The following is a 14,791-nucleotide window of genomic DNA, read 5'->3' on the forward strand; positions in this document are numbered from 1 at the left end:
CCGCGGCCAGTCGCGGGAGGAGATGCATCCATGGCCGGATCCGAGGAAGGATCCATTTCTGTGGCCTTGCCAGTCGCATGATCACAAGGGAACAAAGATGTTCACAGCATCCCTGGGGGTATTCCTCTTCGGTCTCCTCGCGGCGCTTGCCGGTGGAGCCGTGGGCGCCGCGATCGGTGCCAACTACGCGTTCGTCCTGACCGGCTTCGCCGTGCTGACCTCCTGGGGCGTGTTCGCCGCCACGGGAAACACGTTCGGGTTCGACTACCTGGCCTTCGGTCCCTTCATGGGTCCCCACGTCGCATTCGCGGGTGGCGTGGCGGCGGCGATCTACGCCCGCTACCGCGGTCACATGGAAGACGGAAAGGACGTCAACTCCCCACTCGCGGGTCTGGGCAAGCCTGCCATCCTCGTGGTGGGCGCACTCTTCGGTGCTTTCGGCTACGTGTGCCAGATCGGTGTCAGCCACATTGCCTGGTTCGGCACACACACGGACTCCGTGGCCCTGTCCGTCCTCGTCTCCGGTCTCCTCGCGCGCGTCGTCTTCGGTGGTGTGCCTGGCCGGGGGCTCTTCCGTGGCTCCCTGCACACACCTGAGCTCTTCAGCCCCGAGGCGAAGACCTTCCCCGCCAAGATCAAGCCCGGTCCCAACGGCCGCTGGCTCGAGTGGCAGGAGAAGCCCAGCCAGCTGCTCGCCATCGGCGCATTCTTCGGCATCCTCGCCGGCGGCGCCTCGCTGTTCCTCGCCGCCAACGTCGGTGCCCACCTGTCCGAGCTCGGGTTCGCCAACAACCTCGCGGCTGCCAACGCCAACAGCTTCGGATTCGGGATCTCGGCAATCGTGGTGTTGTTCCTCATCACCAACAGGAACATGCCCGTGCAGCACCACGTCACCAACATCGCCGGTCTCGCAGCAGTGCAGTTCTTCCCGATCCTCATGGGCAGCACCTTCGCCGACTTCACCTGGACCGCGACAAGCGCCTGGGACTCGCATGCGTGGCTGATGGGTTTCCTGGCACTCCTGCTCGCGGCCGTCTTCGGCGTCTTCACTGCGGGACTCGGGGAGCTGTGCGCACGTCTTTGGTACAACCGCGGCACGAGCCACATCGACCCGCCTGCGGCTTCCATCTGGTTGGCCAACACGGTGGTCGTCTCCCTGGCGGCACTGCTCTCCTGAGTTCCACCCGACACATCCACGACATCCCGAACCGGAGGACATCCCCACATGACCGATGACACGCTGCAGTTCCCCACGGACTTCGGACAGGCCTACGTCTTCGACCTGGACGGAACCATCTACCTCGGGGACCACCTGCTGCCCGGCGCACGGCGCACCATCGAGGAACTCCGACGTCGTGGGATTCCGGTCCGGTTCCTGTCGAACAACCCGACGAAGAGCCCGGACCAGTACGTCGAGAAGCTGACCCGCCTGGGCCTGCCGACCGACATCTCGAACATCTGCAACACCGTGGTCACGACGACACGTTGGCTGACGGAGAATCATCCCGACGCGAAGCTGTTCCCCATCGCGGAGGAGCCCCTCAGACGCGCACTGGTGGAGGCAGGCTTCGAGCTGACGGACGACCCCGCACAGATCGACATCGTCATCGCCTCCTATGACCGCTCCTTCGACTACCGGAAACTCCAGATCGCCTTCGACGCGATCTGGTTCCACAAGCGGGCGTTCCTCATCCAGACGAACCCCGATCGTTTCTGCCCATTCCCGGGCGGACACGGGGAGCCGGACTGTGCCGCGATCACAGCTGCGATCGAGGCCTGCACGAATGAGAAGTGCCGGGTGAACCTCGGCAAGCCGTCCCCGATCATGCTCGCCGAGGCCCTCTCAGGTCTCGACGTCGAGGTCGGGCAGTGCGTGATGGTGGGCGATCGACTCCAGACCGACATCCAGATGGCCCTTGACACGGGCATGGGCTCTGCGTGCGTGCTCACCGGGGAGGCGACCTCCCGGGACGTCGCCTCCCTGGGCCCGGACCAGCGACCCACCTGGGTGCTGGACCGTGTCGACCGCCTGATTCCCGCAGCCATCTGGGACGAACTCGGCTGGACCACGGACAACGACTGAACGAACACGACTCTCAAGGAAGAGAACACCATGATTGACAGCGGACCTTACCTGCTCGGCATCGACTACGGCACGGAATCGTGCCGTGTGGCAATCTGTGACATCCACGGTCGCCCCCTGACGTTTGCGGCGACCCCCTACCCGACCACTCACCCGCATCCCGGATGGGCGGAGCAGAGCCCCGACGACTGGTGGAACGCCCTGCAGGCGTCCACCCACAAGGCGATCCAGAACGCGGGCATCTCGCCGTCGGCGATCGCCGGAATCTCCTACGACGCGACGACGCTGTCAATGGTCGCACTGGACTCGAAGGGCGAGGCCCTGCGACCGGCCCTCATGTGGATGGATGTCCGTGCCACAGAACAGGCAGCCCGTGCGGAGTCCTCCGACTCCGTCGCCCGCCTCTACAACGGCGCCGGCACCGCTCCCGCGATCGCCGAGTGGTACCCGTTCAAGGCTGCCTGGCTCAAGGAGCACGAACCCGAGAACTACGAGCGCGCGGTCCACCTCGTCGACGCCCCCGACTGGGTGACCTACAAGCTGACGGGGGAGTGGACCACCAACATCAACTCCGCAGCACTGCGCATGTACTACAACCGCGACAAGGGCGGGTGGCCGGTCGACTACTACGAGACCATCGGTTGTGGGGACGTGTTCTCGAAGATCCCGGAGAAGGTGGTCGACCTGGGGACTCCTGTGGGACCCCTGGCCACCATTCCCGCACAGCTGCTCGGCCTGCGCCCGGGGATCCCCGTGGCGCAGGGGCCGGCCGACGCCTGGGCCGGGCAGATCGGCCTGGGAGTGCTCGAGCCCGGCTCCATGGCGCTCATCACCGGCTCCTCCCACGTGCTCAGCGGTCAGTCCGCCACCGCGATCCATGGCCGGGGTTTCTTCGGGGCCTACACGGACGGCGTGGTACCGGGACAGTACACGGTCGAGGGCGGCCAGACGTCCACGGGCTCCGTCCTGAAGTGGTTCAAGGACAACTTCGCCGCAGACCTGGTCCACGCGGCGGAGAAGATCGGGCTGAACCCGTACAAGGTGCTCGACGAGCGTGCCCGTGAGATCCGTCCCGGTTGCGAGGGGCTGATCATCAACGAGTACTTCCAGGGCAACCGCACCCCCTACGCCGACTCCAAGGCCCGGGGGGTCATCTCGGGTCTGTCGCTCATGCACACCCCTGCCCACATGTACCGCGCGATCATGGAGTCGGTCTGCTACGGCACGGCCCTGAACCTGCGCACGATGCAGGATGCGGGAATGGACGTGCGGCGGATGGTCGCCTGCGGCGGAGCCACCAAGAGCCGCGACTGGATCCAGATGCACGCCGACGTCTCCGGTGTCCCCGTCACCCTGACCGAGGTCGGGGATGCTGTGGTCCTCGGCACCTGCATGATTGCGGCCGTCGGTGCCGGGATCTACCCGGATCTCCAGGAGGCGTCGAAGAACATGGTCCACGAGATCGAGGTCCTCGAGCCGGATGCCGCGCTCCACGAGGAGTATGCCTTCTACCTGGACAAGTACGCCGAGATGTACCCCACGATGCAGCCGATGATCCACGAGGTTGTCGACCACGAGAACCAGAGATGATTGGAGAGCACGACATGTCAGATCTCATCCAGAAGGCTCTGGCCGATGCTGACGACACCAAGGTCGTCGTCATGGGCCACGGGGTCCTGGAACGCACGGGGCCCGTCTTCAAGGATCTCTTCGGGGACGCGGCGGCGATCGTCGTGGCCGACGGCAACACCTGGGAGGTGGCCGGCGAAGCCGTCACCGCCTCCCTGCGGGATGCCGGCGTCCCCCTCGTCGAGCCCTACGTGTTCCCCGGACATCCGACGCTCTACGCGAGCTACGACAACGCCGAGGTCCTGCGCGACCACCTGAAGGGTGTGGACGCCATCGCGTGCTCGATCGGATCGGGATCGCTCAACGACCTGACCAAGCGGGCCAGTGACGAGCTCGGTCGACGCTACATGAACGTGTGCACAGCAGCATCGATGGACGGGTACGCGGCCTTCGGCGCATCCCTGACGGAGAACGGCTTCAAGCACACGATGAGCTGCCGTGCACCGGAGGGCCTCATCGCGGACCTGCCGACCATGGCCGCCGCACCGAGGCGCTGCACCGCCAGCGGTCTGGGCGACATCATCGAGAAGGTTCCCGCCGGGGCGGACTGGATCATCGCAGACGAACTGGGGATCGAACCCATTGACCAGGAGGTCTGGGACCTGGTCCAGGGGCCCCTGCCGCTGGCCATCTCCGATCCCCAGGGACTGGCGGACGGCAAGCCCGCTGCCTTCGAGGGTCTGGTCGAAGGCCTCGTCATGTCGGGCCTCTCCATGCAGAAGTACCGCATCAGCTCCCGGCCCGCCTCGGGCGCGGGGCACCAGTTCTCCCACATCTGGGAGATGGAACACCTCGGGATGGAGCAGGACCCGCCGCTGACACACGGACTCAAGGTCGGGCTCGGCACGATCGCCGTGCTCGCTCTGTGGGAGAGGATCCTCGAGATCGACTTCTCCGCCCTCGACATCGACTCAGTGGTGGACCGCTGGCCCACTGCGGAGGAGATGCAGGCGAAGGTCCGTGCGAGCTTCTCCGGGGACATGGTCGAAGCCGCTGTCAGCCAGACGATGGAGAAGTACCTGACCCCTGACCAGCTGCGGGAACGCTTGGAGCTGATCGCGCAGAGGTGGCCCTCGATCCGGGAGCGGTGCCGGGATCAGGTCATCCCGGCGGAGCAGGTCGAGTCGATCCTCAGGACCGTGGGAGCGATTTACCACCCCGAGCAGATCGGTCTCAGCCGGGAGAGGTTCCGCGAGACCTACCTCCGGTGCCGCATGATCCGCAGTCGCTACACGCTCGTGGACTTCCTCTACGAGACCGGCGTTCTCGAGGCCGAGACGGACAAGCTCTTCGAGCCCGACGGCTTCTGGGGACAGCGCCCCTGGACAGAGTGATCCGGGTGATCGGGCGGGGGAGAGACCCCCGCCCGATCACCTGTCGAGAACGTGCCGGGCAGGTCGTCTCCCGCCCGCGTCCACACCAGACACACCCGAAAGACTGAGCCGGAGGCACGAGGCCGAGGGCATGGAGGACAGAGACACATGAATCAGCTGAGCTGGACCACCGAGGACGCTCGGGCGGTGGATGTCGCGCGCATCCTTGCGGCGGACGCCGTGCAGAAGACCGGCAATGGGCATCCGGGCACCCCCATCTCCCTGGCACCGGTGGCGTACCTGCTCTACCAGAAGGTCATGGCGGTCGATCCGGAGGACCCCACTTGGCTCGGCCGCGACCGCTTCATCCTCTCCGCCGGGCACGCGTCGATGCTGCAGTACGCCCAGCTCTACCTGGGTGGGCTGGGCCTCGAACTGGAGGACATCGAGTCACTGCGCACCGCGGGCTCGAAGACGCCGGGGCACCCGGAGTACGGGCACACCGCCTTCGTGGAGTCGACCACGGGCCCGCTCGGTGCGGGCATGAGCATGGCTGTGGGCATGGCCATGGCGGCCCGCCGTGAGCACGGTCTGCTCGACCCCGACGCGGCGCTGGGGCAGAGCGTGTTCGACCACTTCGTCTACGTGGTGGCCGGTGACGGCTGCATGCAGGAGGGCGTGCAGGCCGAGGCCGCCTCCCTCGCCGGCGCGCAGGAGCTCGGCAACCTCGTCGTGATCTACGACGACAACAGGATCACGATCGAGGGCGACACCAAGATCGCCTTCACCGAGGATGTCGAGGCCCGCTACCGCGCATACGGCTGGGACGTCCAGCACGTCGACTGGACGAATGGGGGCACTCGGTACGAGGAGGACGTGGAGGGTCTCCACCGTGCCATCGAGCGGGCCAAGGCCGTCACCGATCGTCCCAGCCTCATCCGGCTGTCGACGATCATCGGCTGGCCCCTGCCCAACAAGCAGGGCAGTGAGTCCGTCCACGGCGCCGCAATCGGGGAGGCGGAGATCGCGGAGATGAAGGAACTGCTGGGTCTTCCCCCTGAGCCCTTCTCCTTCGACCGCTCCATCGCCGGGAACACGCGGGAGGCCCTGGCACAGCGGGGCGCGTCCGCACGCCGGGCCTGGGACGAGCGTTTCGCAGTCTGGCGGCGGGACAACGCGGAGCGTGCAAGCCTCCTGGATCGCCTCCTCGCACATGAGCTTCCCGAGGACCTGGTTCTCCCCGCCTTCGAGGCCGGGAAGACGAGCACCCGGAAGGCCTCGGGCCTCGTCCTCAGCGCTCTGGCCGACCAGTTGCCGGAGCTGTGGGGAGGATCGGCCGACCTGGCGGGGTCGAACAACACGACCATGGCGGGTGCGGACAGTTTCCTCCCCGTCGACCGTGTCACCGCGGAGTGGCCGGGGGGCCCCTACGGTCGCACGCTGCACTTCGGAGTGCGTGAGCACGCCATGGGTGGTGCGGTCAACGGGATGACCCTGAGTGGTCTCACCCGCGCCTACGGCGGGACCTTCTTCGTATTCTCCGACTACATGCGTCCGGCGGTCCGCCTCGCCGCCCTGATGCGCATCGGGTCGGTCTTCGTGTGGACGCACGACTCGGTCGGTGTCGGCGAGGACGGTCCCACCCACCAGCCCATCGAGCACCTGGCGAGCTACCGTGCGATCCCGGGTCTGGACATCGTGCGCCCCGCCGACGCCAACGAGACAGCAGTCGCGTGGCGCACGGTGCTTGAGCACCATGACCGGCCCGCAGGACTGATCCTCACCCGTCAGGACGTGCGTACCGTGGACCGCTCGGACGGGGTCTTCGCCCCGGCCGAGGGGGTTGTGCGGGGCGCCTACGTCCTGCGTGAGGCACACTCCGGTCGGCCGCAGGTCATTCTCATCGCGACCGGGTCCGAAGTGGAGGTCGCGCTGGGTGCCCAGGATCTCCTGGAGGACGAGGGCGTCGCGACGCGTGTCGTGTCGATGCCCTGCCAGGAGTGGTTCGACGAGCAGGATCCCGAGTACCGGGAGTTGGTGTTGCCCAGTGAGGTGACCGCGCGCGTGAGTGTGGAGGCCGGCATCGCCCTGGGGTGGAGCCGGTACGTGGGCCCGCAGGGCCGGTCGGTGAGCATCGAGCACTTCGGTGCCTCGGCAGCGGGCAACCTGCTGCTCACGGAGTACGGGTTCACGCCCCAGCACGTCGCCGCAGAGGCACACGCAGCACTGGAGGTGTGACCCGGGAGCTGGGACGGGTGGGCGGGCCCTCGCGCAATCGCGGACAGCAGGTGCGAGGGCCCGCCCTCGTCCGCCCGCAGGACCCTCCCTGCCCAACCCGACCGACCGCGGGACCCCGACCCGCCCACGGACGTCGGTGCCGGGGCGCGACGCCACCACCACCGGGACCTCGGGGACCCACTCAGGGGAGCGGCGGAGCGATGGTGATCTTGACCCCGGCCGCCCGGAGCTCCGTGACGAGGGCGTCCGGAGTACCCGCATCGAGGAAGACGTGGTCGAACTCGTCGAGCTGCGCGAAGCTGTACAGGGCGCGCCTGCGGAACTTCGTGTGGTCCAGCAGCAGCACGCGGACCTCCGCGGAGTCGAGCATCGCCCGCTTGACCTCGACGTTCTCCCGGTAGGGATGGAAGCAGGAGAGTCCTGATATCCCCGAGGCGGACAGGAAGCAGAAGTCCGCGTGCATCGAACGGATGTAGTCGACGGCCTGGGGGCCCAGGAAGGCGCGCGCCCAGGCCTGGTACTCACCTCCGGCGAGCACCAGCTTCGCCGGCTGGGCATTGGCGACGTCGTTGGCCACCAGCAGGGAGTTCGTCACCACGGTGATGGAGGAGAGGTCCGGCAGCGCACGGAGGAGCCAGATGCCCGATGTCGAGTCGTCGAGCATGACGGAGCTTCCCTGGGCGATCATTCCGGCAGCCTGGTGGGCGACGGCCTGCTTCTCGACCGAGGACTGCTCCAGTCGGAACTCCGCTGCGGCCTCGTGAAGGCCGCTGGCAACCGCGACCACCTTGCCGCGGTGACGTTGGAGTACCCCGCGCTCCTCCAGGATGCCGAGGTCACGGTAGATGGTCATCGTCGACACGCCGGTGAGCTTGGCGAGCTGGTCGATCCCGATCGTGCCGTTCCTGATGACTGCCTCCGCGATCGCGATCTGGCGTTCCTTGGGGCCGTCGGTCGGGGTGGCCGGTGCTGCCGGCCGCTGATCATCGGTGGACATGGTCTGGTGCCTCCCGGTCTGGTCCTCGATCATCCCCCCTCGCCCCGTCAATGGGTGCGCGGCAGGGCACTGTCGGTGGTGAGGGGTTCATTCGCCGGGTTCGATGGAGTCCAGCTCTGCCAGCATCGACACCCGACGACCATGGCGTCCTCCCAGGAACTCGGTGGTGGTCCAGATGTCAATGATGTCCTCCGCGACCCCGGCGCCGACGACCCGGGCACCGATGGCGAGGGCATTGGCGTCATTGTGCTCCCTGGAGAGCTTGGCGGAGTAGGGGTCGGAGACGATGGCACAGCGGACGCCCGGGACCTTGTTGGCGGCCATCCCGATGCCCTGGCCCGTACCGCACACGAGAATGGCACGATCGGCCTCCCCGCTGGCGACGGTGCGCGCGGCCTTCGCACCGTAGGTCGGGTAGTCCACGCTCTCGGTGCTGTGGGCCCCCACATCGATGACCTCGTGTCCCTGGCTGCGCAGGTGCTCGGCGAGGTGGTTCTTCAGGTCGAACCCTGCGTGGTCACTACCCATGACGATCTTCACGGCGACTTCCTCTCGATGTTCTCGTGCCCATTCTCTCGCACCGCGGGGGCGTCCGGCGCAGATCGCCTCGTTCGGAGCCGCCCGCCCCCGCGATAGGATTTGCCCACCATGACTGTCACCACTGCCACCGGCTCCGACATCCGCGTCCGATTCTGCCCCTCGCCGACGGGGACCCCCCACGTCGGGATGGTCCGCACCTGCCTGTTCAACTGGGCCTACGCCCGGCACACGGGCGGCACCTTCGTCTTCCGCATCGAGGACACCGACGCCGCGCGTGACTCCCAGGAGTCCTTCGACCAGATCCTCGACTCCCTGGACTGGCTCGGCCTGGACTGGGACGAGGGCATCGGCAAGGGCGGCCCCCACGCCCCCTACCGCCAGTCCGAGCGCATGGACATCTACCGTGACGTCGCGGCGAAGCTCCTGGAGGGTGGCTACGCCTACGAGGCCTACTCCACGCCCGAGGAGGTCGAGGCCCGCCACCGCGCCCGCGGCGAGGACCCGAAGCTCGGCTACGACGGCTTCGACCGCGACCTCACGCCCGAGCAGGTGGAGGCCTACCGCGCTGAGGGGCGCCGCCCGGTCCTGCGCATGCGCATGCCCGACGAGGACATCACCTTCACGGACCTCATCCGCGGCGACATCACCTTCGGGGTGGGCTCCGTGCCCGACTACGTGATTGTGCGCGCCAACGGTGACCCGCTCTACACGCTGGTCAACCCCGTCGACGACGCGCTCATGGAGATCACCCACGTGCTGCGCGGGGAGGACCTGCTCTCCTCCACGCCGCGCCAGGTCGTCCTCTACCGGGCGCTGGAGGACCTCGGCATCGCGAAGTTCATGCCCCGCTTCGGCCACCTGCCCTACGTGATGGGGGAGGGGAACAAGAAGCTCTCCAAGCGCGACCCGGAGTCCAACCTGCTCCTGCACCGCGACCACGGCATGATCCCCGAGGGCCTGACCAACTACCTGGCGCTGCTGGGTTGGTCGATCAGCCCGGACAACGACGTGTTCTCCATGCAGGAGATGGTCGAGGCCTTCGACATCGCCGACGTCAACCCGAACCCCGCGCGCTTCGACCTCAAGAAGTGCACGGCCATCAACGCCGAGCACATCCGCCTGCTCGAGCCCGAGGACTTCCGCGGGCGCATCGTGCCGTTCCTGCACCGCGAGGGCATGGTCTCCGCAGACTCCTTCGACGGCCTCGACGCCCACGAGCAGGACGTCCTCACCGCCGCCGCCCCCCTCATCCAGACGCGCATCCAGCTGCTGGGGGAGGCCCCCGGCATGCTCGGCTTCCTCTTCGTCCCCGACGCGGACCTGGAGCTCGACGACACCGCGGTGCGCAAGCTCAAGGCGAATGCGATCGAGGTCCTCGACGCCGCGATCCCGGTGGTCGAGCACGTCGGCGGGGGCGTCGGTGGCGGCGTCGCGGGCAGCGCCGACGAGGGCGGCTCCTCGACCGGCCCGGACGCAGGATTCACAGCTGCTGCCCTGGAGGAGGGGCTGCGGGAGGCCATCGTGGAGGGCATGGGCATCAAGCCGCGACTGGCATTCGGGCCCCTGCGCGTGGCCGTCACCGGGCGTCAGGTGTCCCCGCCCCTGTTCGAGTCCATGGAGATCCTGGGCAGGACGTCCTCCCTGGCACGCCTGCAGGCCCTGCGCGACCGCCTGGCCTGACACCCCCTGCCGAAGTCCGCTCTGTTCCAGGGCCGAGGTCCGCTCACTTCGGGGCTCGAGGTCCGTCCCGTTCGTACCATGAGGTCCGCTCCGTTGTGGGGTCGAGGTCCGCCCTCGTCGGACGGCGGCGGCGCCCTCGTGAATCGGACGCGCACCGGGGACGGACTTCGACCCGGGAACGGGACGGACCTCGACCTCGAAACAGAGCGGACCTCACGGATCTCAGGGGGGCTCAGTGGGGATGCCCACACGACGCGGATTTGGTACACGAGGGCCTGTTCGGGTACTGTTTTCTTTCGTCGCCGAGGGCGCGCAAGCGTCTGAGGGGATACCACCATGGGGTATGGTGTAATTGGCAGCACGAGTGATTCTGGTTCATTTAGTCTAGGTTCGAGTCCTGGTACCCCAGCGGTCAGCGGTCGGATGGACGACCGTGGTGATCAACAAGGCCCCCATCGTCTAGCGGCCCAGGACGACGCCCTCTCACGGCGTTAACACCGGTTCAAATCCGGTTGGGGGTACCACTCCGAGAATCCTCAGTTCGAGGAGACAAACACCTGCTCCGGCAGGTCAGAGGCCCCCATCGTCTAGCGGCCCAGGACGACGCCCTCTCACGGCGTTAACACCGGTTCAAATCCGGTTGGGGGTACCAATGGAGAGAACCCCCGGCAACCCCGGGGGTTCTCCTGTTCCTGCCGGCTGCCACCTGTCACCTGCCACCTGTCACCTGCCACCTGTCGCGGACGAGAGCGCTGGGCGGGCTCCGGGCACGACAGACCTACCACCCGGCTGCTCGGGCGGGGAGGGCCCTCCCGCCCTGCCGCGGCCCGGAGCGCCTTGGTGCGAGGGCACCCACCCATCGACCTGACTGCGTGAGGGGACACCCGGCTCAGGCGGGGGCCGTCCCGAGCGCTCTTGGGACCCTCGGCCGTCGCGTCGCGATGATGACGCCGGCGAACGCCACGGCGATGAGCACGGAGGCGAGCGGTGGACCGACCTGGACGAGACCACTTGCGAGACCCGCGATGCGCACCGGCTCGGCGGCGATGAGCAACCACCCGAGCCACGCGGGCACCGCGCCGCCCTGCCGGAGGATCGCGATCCCGAGGATCACGGCACCCGCGAGGCCACCGATCCCGAACACGCCGAAGACGACGACGGACCAGATCGATGACGAGCCATCGACGGCTGCCCCGTAGGCTTCAGGACCCAGGCCTCCCTGAGCGACCGCGAGTGAGTACATCGTGTCCGTTGTCAGTGCGAGGGAACACACGTAGCCACTGGCCATCGCCCACCCACCGATGGTGGACAGCCACCGGGACCGGGGCGCCAGGCGGGCTGCCACCGCCCAGATGCCGGGCACCAGGAGCACGGCGGCGAGGACACCGGTGGCGATGATCCACTCGGTGAGCACCGGATGGGCACCCACGAGGCGCACCTGGTCAGCTGTCGAGGCGACCGCGGTCCGCCCGGGGGTGATGCCGACGAGGAGATTGCAGAGGGCGAGCACCAGCGCTCCACCCGCAGCCGCGACGAGTGCTCCGGGGATGAGCCACGGAGCCCGGACAGTGGTCGTGGTCGAGGTGGGAGTGGTCATCATCGTTCCCTTCGTCGGGCCTGCGCGGGCCGTCAGGACCTGCTGTGCGGAAACCCTAGGGGCGGAACCGTCCCACCCGCATCGGTGGAACTGCCTATTCCCCTGTCGACGTCTGAGCCCGAGAATGAGGGCATGAGCCCGACACCGCGGGTCCGGTGGCTCGGCTGCCTGTCGGTCAGCCTTGCCGGACTCCTGGCGCTCGCCGTCACGCTCACGCTGCCGTCGGCGCAGGGCGAGCTCCACGTCGCGGCTCCCATCCGCGTGGCCATGGCCTGCGCCGGCGTCGTGCTGCTCGTGGTCGCGACTCGTGCTTCGCCCCTCGGGGGCGTCGCCGGCGCGACCACCCTGCTCGGCGTCTTCGTCCTGGCCTATCCGAGCCTGCTGGGACTGGCGGCATCGCGACCCCTCGATCCTGTCGCTGCGATGGCAGGAACCGTCGGACACGTGCCACCACTGGTGCTGCTGCAGCTCATCCCGGTGTTGGCCGTCACGGCCGCCATCGGGCGCCGCCACCGTCGGTGGGAGACGGCGGTCCTCGCGACAGCGGCCGCATCGATCGCCTGCACCGCAGTGTCCACGGCCCCTGTTCCGGCCAGCGGGACTCTCGGCACCGCCGGAACGGTGCTGTGGTTCGGTTCCGTGGTGGTCGCGCCGATCGCCACCTGGTGGTCCGTTCGCGGCACCGGTGGCGAGCGTCGGCGCCGCTCGGTGCTCGCCGCCCTGGCCGCGATGGTGCCGGTGGTCGGCATCGGGTGGTGTCTCGCCCTGGGTGCCTGGCCGAGGGCTTCGGGCTCGGCGAGGGCTGGTCGGTCTCCCTGCTCATGCTGGGGCTCTCCGGTGGGGCCGTGCTGTGCGGTGTGCTCGCCGTGGGCGCAGTCGCGCACTCGACGGCCCTGTCGCGCACCCGCGTGCTCGTCATCATGCTCGATGCCCTGCTGGGTTCCCTCGCCCTCGCGGTCGGTTGCCTGACCGTGTTCCTCGTCGAGCTCACCGACACACCGCCCACTCTCGCCGTCGCCCTCGGGGCGGGCGTCACCGTGGTCGTGGGGCTCCTCTGGATGCTCGCGCACTCGGTCATGACGCGGTTCGTCGATCCCGGCTCGGAGTTGCGCCAGGAGCTCGCAGCCCTCGGCGACCTCAAGGAGGGGCAGCACCGCGAAGGGGCGCGGCACGTCCTGAGGCGCCTCTCCGGGGACCGCGGACTCGAGCTGCGCTACCTCGTCGCGTCGGCGACATGGGTCGGTGATGGCCCAGTGGGGACGGGTGACCGTGTCGAGACGCCGCTCATGCACCGTCCTGATGGGACCCCGTGCGTCCTTGCCCTCGCCGAACCGGCCCGGACCCGCCGACTCACTGCGCTCGGGGACCTCTCAGCGGTGTTGCGCCCCGCCCTCTTCGAGGCGCAGCTCGAGTACGAACAGGAGCGGGTCGGGAAAGCCGCGGCCGCCGAGCGGCAGCGGCTCAGCCGGAACCTCCACGATGGTCTGCAGGGGCGATTGATCGGCCTGGCGCTCAACCTCCAGCTCTCGGGCAGCGGGCTCCGGGATCCCTCGGCCAGGTTGCTGATCGAGGAGACCGTCAACTCCCTGCGCTCGGTCGTTGAGGAGGTCCGACGGCTGGGGGGTGGGCGACTGCCCGTGCAGCTCACCACCGACGGTCTCGGTCCCGCGCTGCGAACACTGCTCGCGCCGATCAGGACCCGCGTCGACCTGGAGGTGCCCGAGGAGCGGCTGCCGGCGGGGGTGGAGGAGACCGCCTACTTCGTGATCGGGGAGGCGGTGACGAATGCACTCAAGCATGCGCGGGACAGTCGTGTGGTCGTGCGCGTGGGTGTGCCGCTGGATGCCGGTGTGTCCATCACGGTGCGCGACGACGGGCCGGGAGGTGCTGATCCGCGTGCCGGTTCCGGCTTGAGGCATCTCTCGGAACGTGTCGCGGCCGCAGGTGGGGTCTTCACGGTGCACGACGCTGAGCGCGGCGGGACCGTGGTCGAGGCGGTGCTGCTGTCCGGATCGTGATCGCCGAGGACCAGGTCCTGCTGCGCGACGGACTGGTCCGGCTCCTGGAGGGGGCCGGGCACAGCATCGTCGCGCAGGTGGGTGATGCCCGCTCGCTCATCGAGCAGGTCAATGCCCACCGACCGGACCTCCTCATCGCTGACATCCGGATGCCGCCCGACTTCACCGATGACGGGGCCCGGGCGGTCGTCTTCCTCCGGTCCCGCTTCCCCCAGCTCCCCGTCATCATGCTCACGCAGCACATCGATGCGGCGATCGTCGCTGCGTTCGTCGAGCGACGGGCCTCGGCGTTCGGGTACCTCCTCAAGGACCGGGTGCTCGACACGAGGAGCTTCCTCGACCGGGTCGAGGTGTTCGCCGCCGGCGGCACCGCGATCGACCCCCTGATCGTCGAGGAGTGCCTGGGACGGGCCGGCGGAAGGGGTGGACTCACCGAGCGGGAGGCCGACGTCATGCGTCTGCTCGCATCCGGACGCAGCAACGCCGGTATAGCCGGGCACCTGTGGATCTCGCGTCGCACCGTGGACGCACACCTGCGGTCCATCTTCGCCAAGCTCGGGATCGAGACCGCGCCCGCCGACAACCAGAGGGTGTTGGCCGCGCTGCGTTGGCTCGACCTCGTCCGGGACTCCGAGGAACCGTAGCGCGCGGCGGTCGCGGCGGCGAGGCGCGGTCGCGCCGGGTCCGGCCGACGCC

At 68.4% G+C, this 14,791-nt stretch carries 11 protein-coding genes and 3 tRNA genes; 11 read left to right on the top strand and 3 right to left on the bottom strand.

All coding sequences use genetic code 11. The features are described 5' to 3' along the window. Positions 1 to 97 precede the first annotated feature (97 nt). The 5 genes from TA90_RS00500 (at position 98) to tkt (ending at position 7,263) form a co-directional block, all read left to right on the top strand. Complete coding sequence (locus TA90_RS00500; protein ID WP_043534078.1) at positions 98 to 1,177, top strand: DUF7973 family transport facilitator; 1,080 nt, start codon at positions 98 to 100, stop codon at positions 1,175 to 1,177. A 48-nt stretch (positions 1,178 to 1,225) separates the two neighbouring features. Continuing rightward, entirely contained in the window at positions 1,226 to 2,083 is an 858-nt protein-coding gene (locus TA90_RS00505) for an HAD-IIA family hydrolase (protein ID WP_043534079.1), read from the top strand. Positions 2,084 to 2,113: 30 nt separating this feature from the next. Continuing rightward, positions 2,114 to 3,673: an FGGY-family carbohydrate kinase gene (locus tag TA90_RS00510; RefSeq protein ID WP_043534080.1), complete on the top strand. Its 1,560-nt coding sequence runs from the start codon at positions 2,114 to 2,116 to the stop codon at positions 3,671 to 3,673. Between the two features lie 14 nt (positions 3,674 to 3,687). Next, positions 3,688 to 5,046, top strand: coding sequence for a sn-glycerol-1-phosphate dehydrogenase (locus TA90_RS00515; protein ID WP_043534081.1), 1,359 nt, complete (start codon positions 3,688 to 3,690; stop codon positions 5,044 to 5,046). Between the two features lie 147 nt (positions 5,047 to 5,193). Continuing rightward, positions 5,194 to 7,263 carry a transketolase gene (tkt, locus tag TA90_RS00520; RefSeq protein ID WP_043534082.1) on the top strand — a complete coding sequence of 690 codons (2,070 nt, stop codon included), beginning with the start codon at positions 5,194 to 5,196 and terminating at the stop codon, positions 7,261 to 7,263. 181 nt (positions 7,264 to 7,444) lie between these two features. On the opposite strand, the gene TA90_RS00525 is transcribed toward tkt, so the two are convergent. Next, positions 7,445 to 8,260, bottom strand: coding sequence for a DeoR/GlpR family DNA-binding transcription regulator (locus TA90_RS00525; RefSeq protein WP_043534087.1), 816 nt, complete (start codon positions 8,258 to 8,260; stop codon positions 7,445 to 7,447). Between the two features lie 87 nt (positions 8,261 to 8,347). After that, complete coding sequence (gene rpiB, locus TA90_RS00530; RefSeq protein ID WP_043534083.1) at positions 8,348 to 8,800, bottom strand: ribose 5-phosphate isomerase B; 453 nt, start codon at positions 8,798 to 8,800, stop codon at positions 8,348 to 8,350. Between the two features lie 108 nt (positions 8,801 to 8,908). Here rpiB and gltX point away from each other — a divergent pair, with 108 nt between their 5' ends. From gltX to TA90_RS00550, 4 genes are all read left to right on the top strand, one after another. After that, positions 8,909 to 10,480, top strand: coding sequence for a glutamate--tRNA ligase (gltX, locus tag TA90_RS00535; protein WP_043534084.1), 1,572 nt, complete (start codon positions 8,909 to 8,911; stop codon positions 10,478 to 10,480). Between the two features lie 337 nt (positions 10,481 to 10,817). After that, positions 10,818 to 10,889: transfer RNA gene (locus TA90_RS00540), tRNA-Gln, on the top strand. A 39-nt stretch (positions 10,890 to 10,928) separates the two neighbouring features. After that, positions 10,929 to 11,004 (top strand) — tRNA-Glu (locus TA90_RS00545). Between the two features lie 52 nt (positions 11,005 to 11,056). Next, positions 11,057 to 11,132, top strand: a tRNA-Glu gene (locus TA90_RS00550). Positions 11,133 to 11,369: 237 nt separating this feature from the next. On the opposite strand, the gene TA90_RS00555 is transcribed toward TA90_RS00550, so the two are convergent. Next, entirely contained in the window at positions 11,370 to 12,080 is a 711-nt protein-coding gene (locus tag TA90_RS00555) for a hypothetical protein (protein WP_043534085.1), read from the bottom strand. Positions 12,081 to 12,829: 749 nt separating this feature from the next. Here TA90_RS00555 and TA90_RS12965 point away from each other — a divergent pair. Next, a complete protein-coding gene (locus tag TA90_RS12965; protein ID WP_052450317.1) occupies positions 12,830 to 14,095 on the top strand; it encodes a sensor histidine kinase in 1,266 nt (421 codons plus the stop codon). Then, positions 14,092 to 14,739, top strand: coding sequence for a response regulator transcription factor (locus tag TA90_RS00565; RefSeq protein WP_043534086.1), 648 nt, complete (start codon positions 14,092 to 14,094; stop codon positions 14,737 to 14,739). Before TA90_RS12965 ends, TA90_RS00565 begins: the two co-directional genes overlap by 4 nt. Positions 14,740 to 14,791: the final 52 nt, after the last annotated feature.

It is taken from the genome of Actinomyces polynesiensis (assembly GCF_000820725.1).
GTDB lineage: Bacteria > Actinomycetota > Actinomycetes > Actinomycetales > Actinomycetaceae > Pauljensenia > Pauljensenia polynesiensis.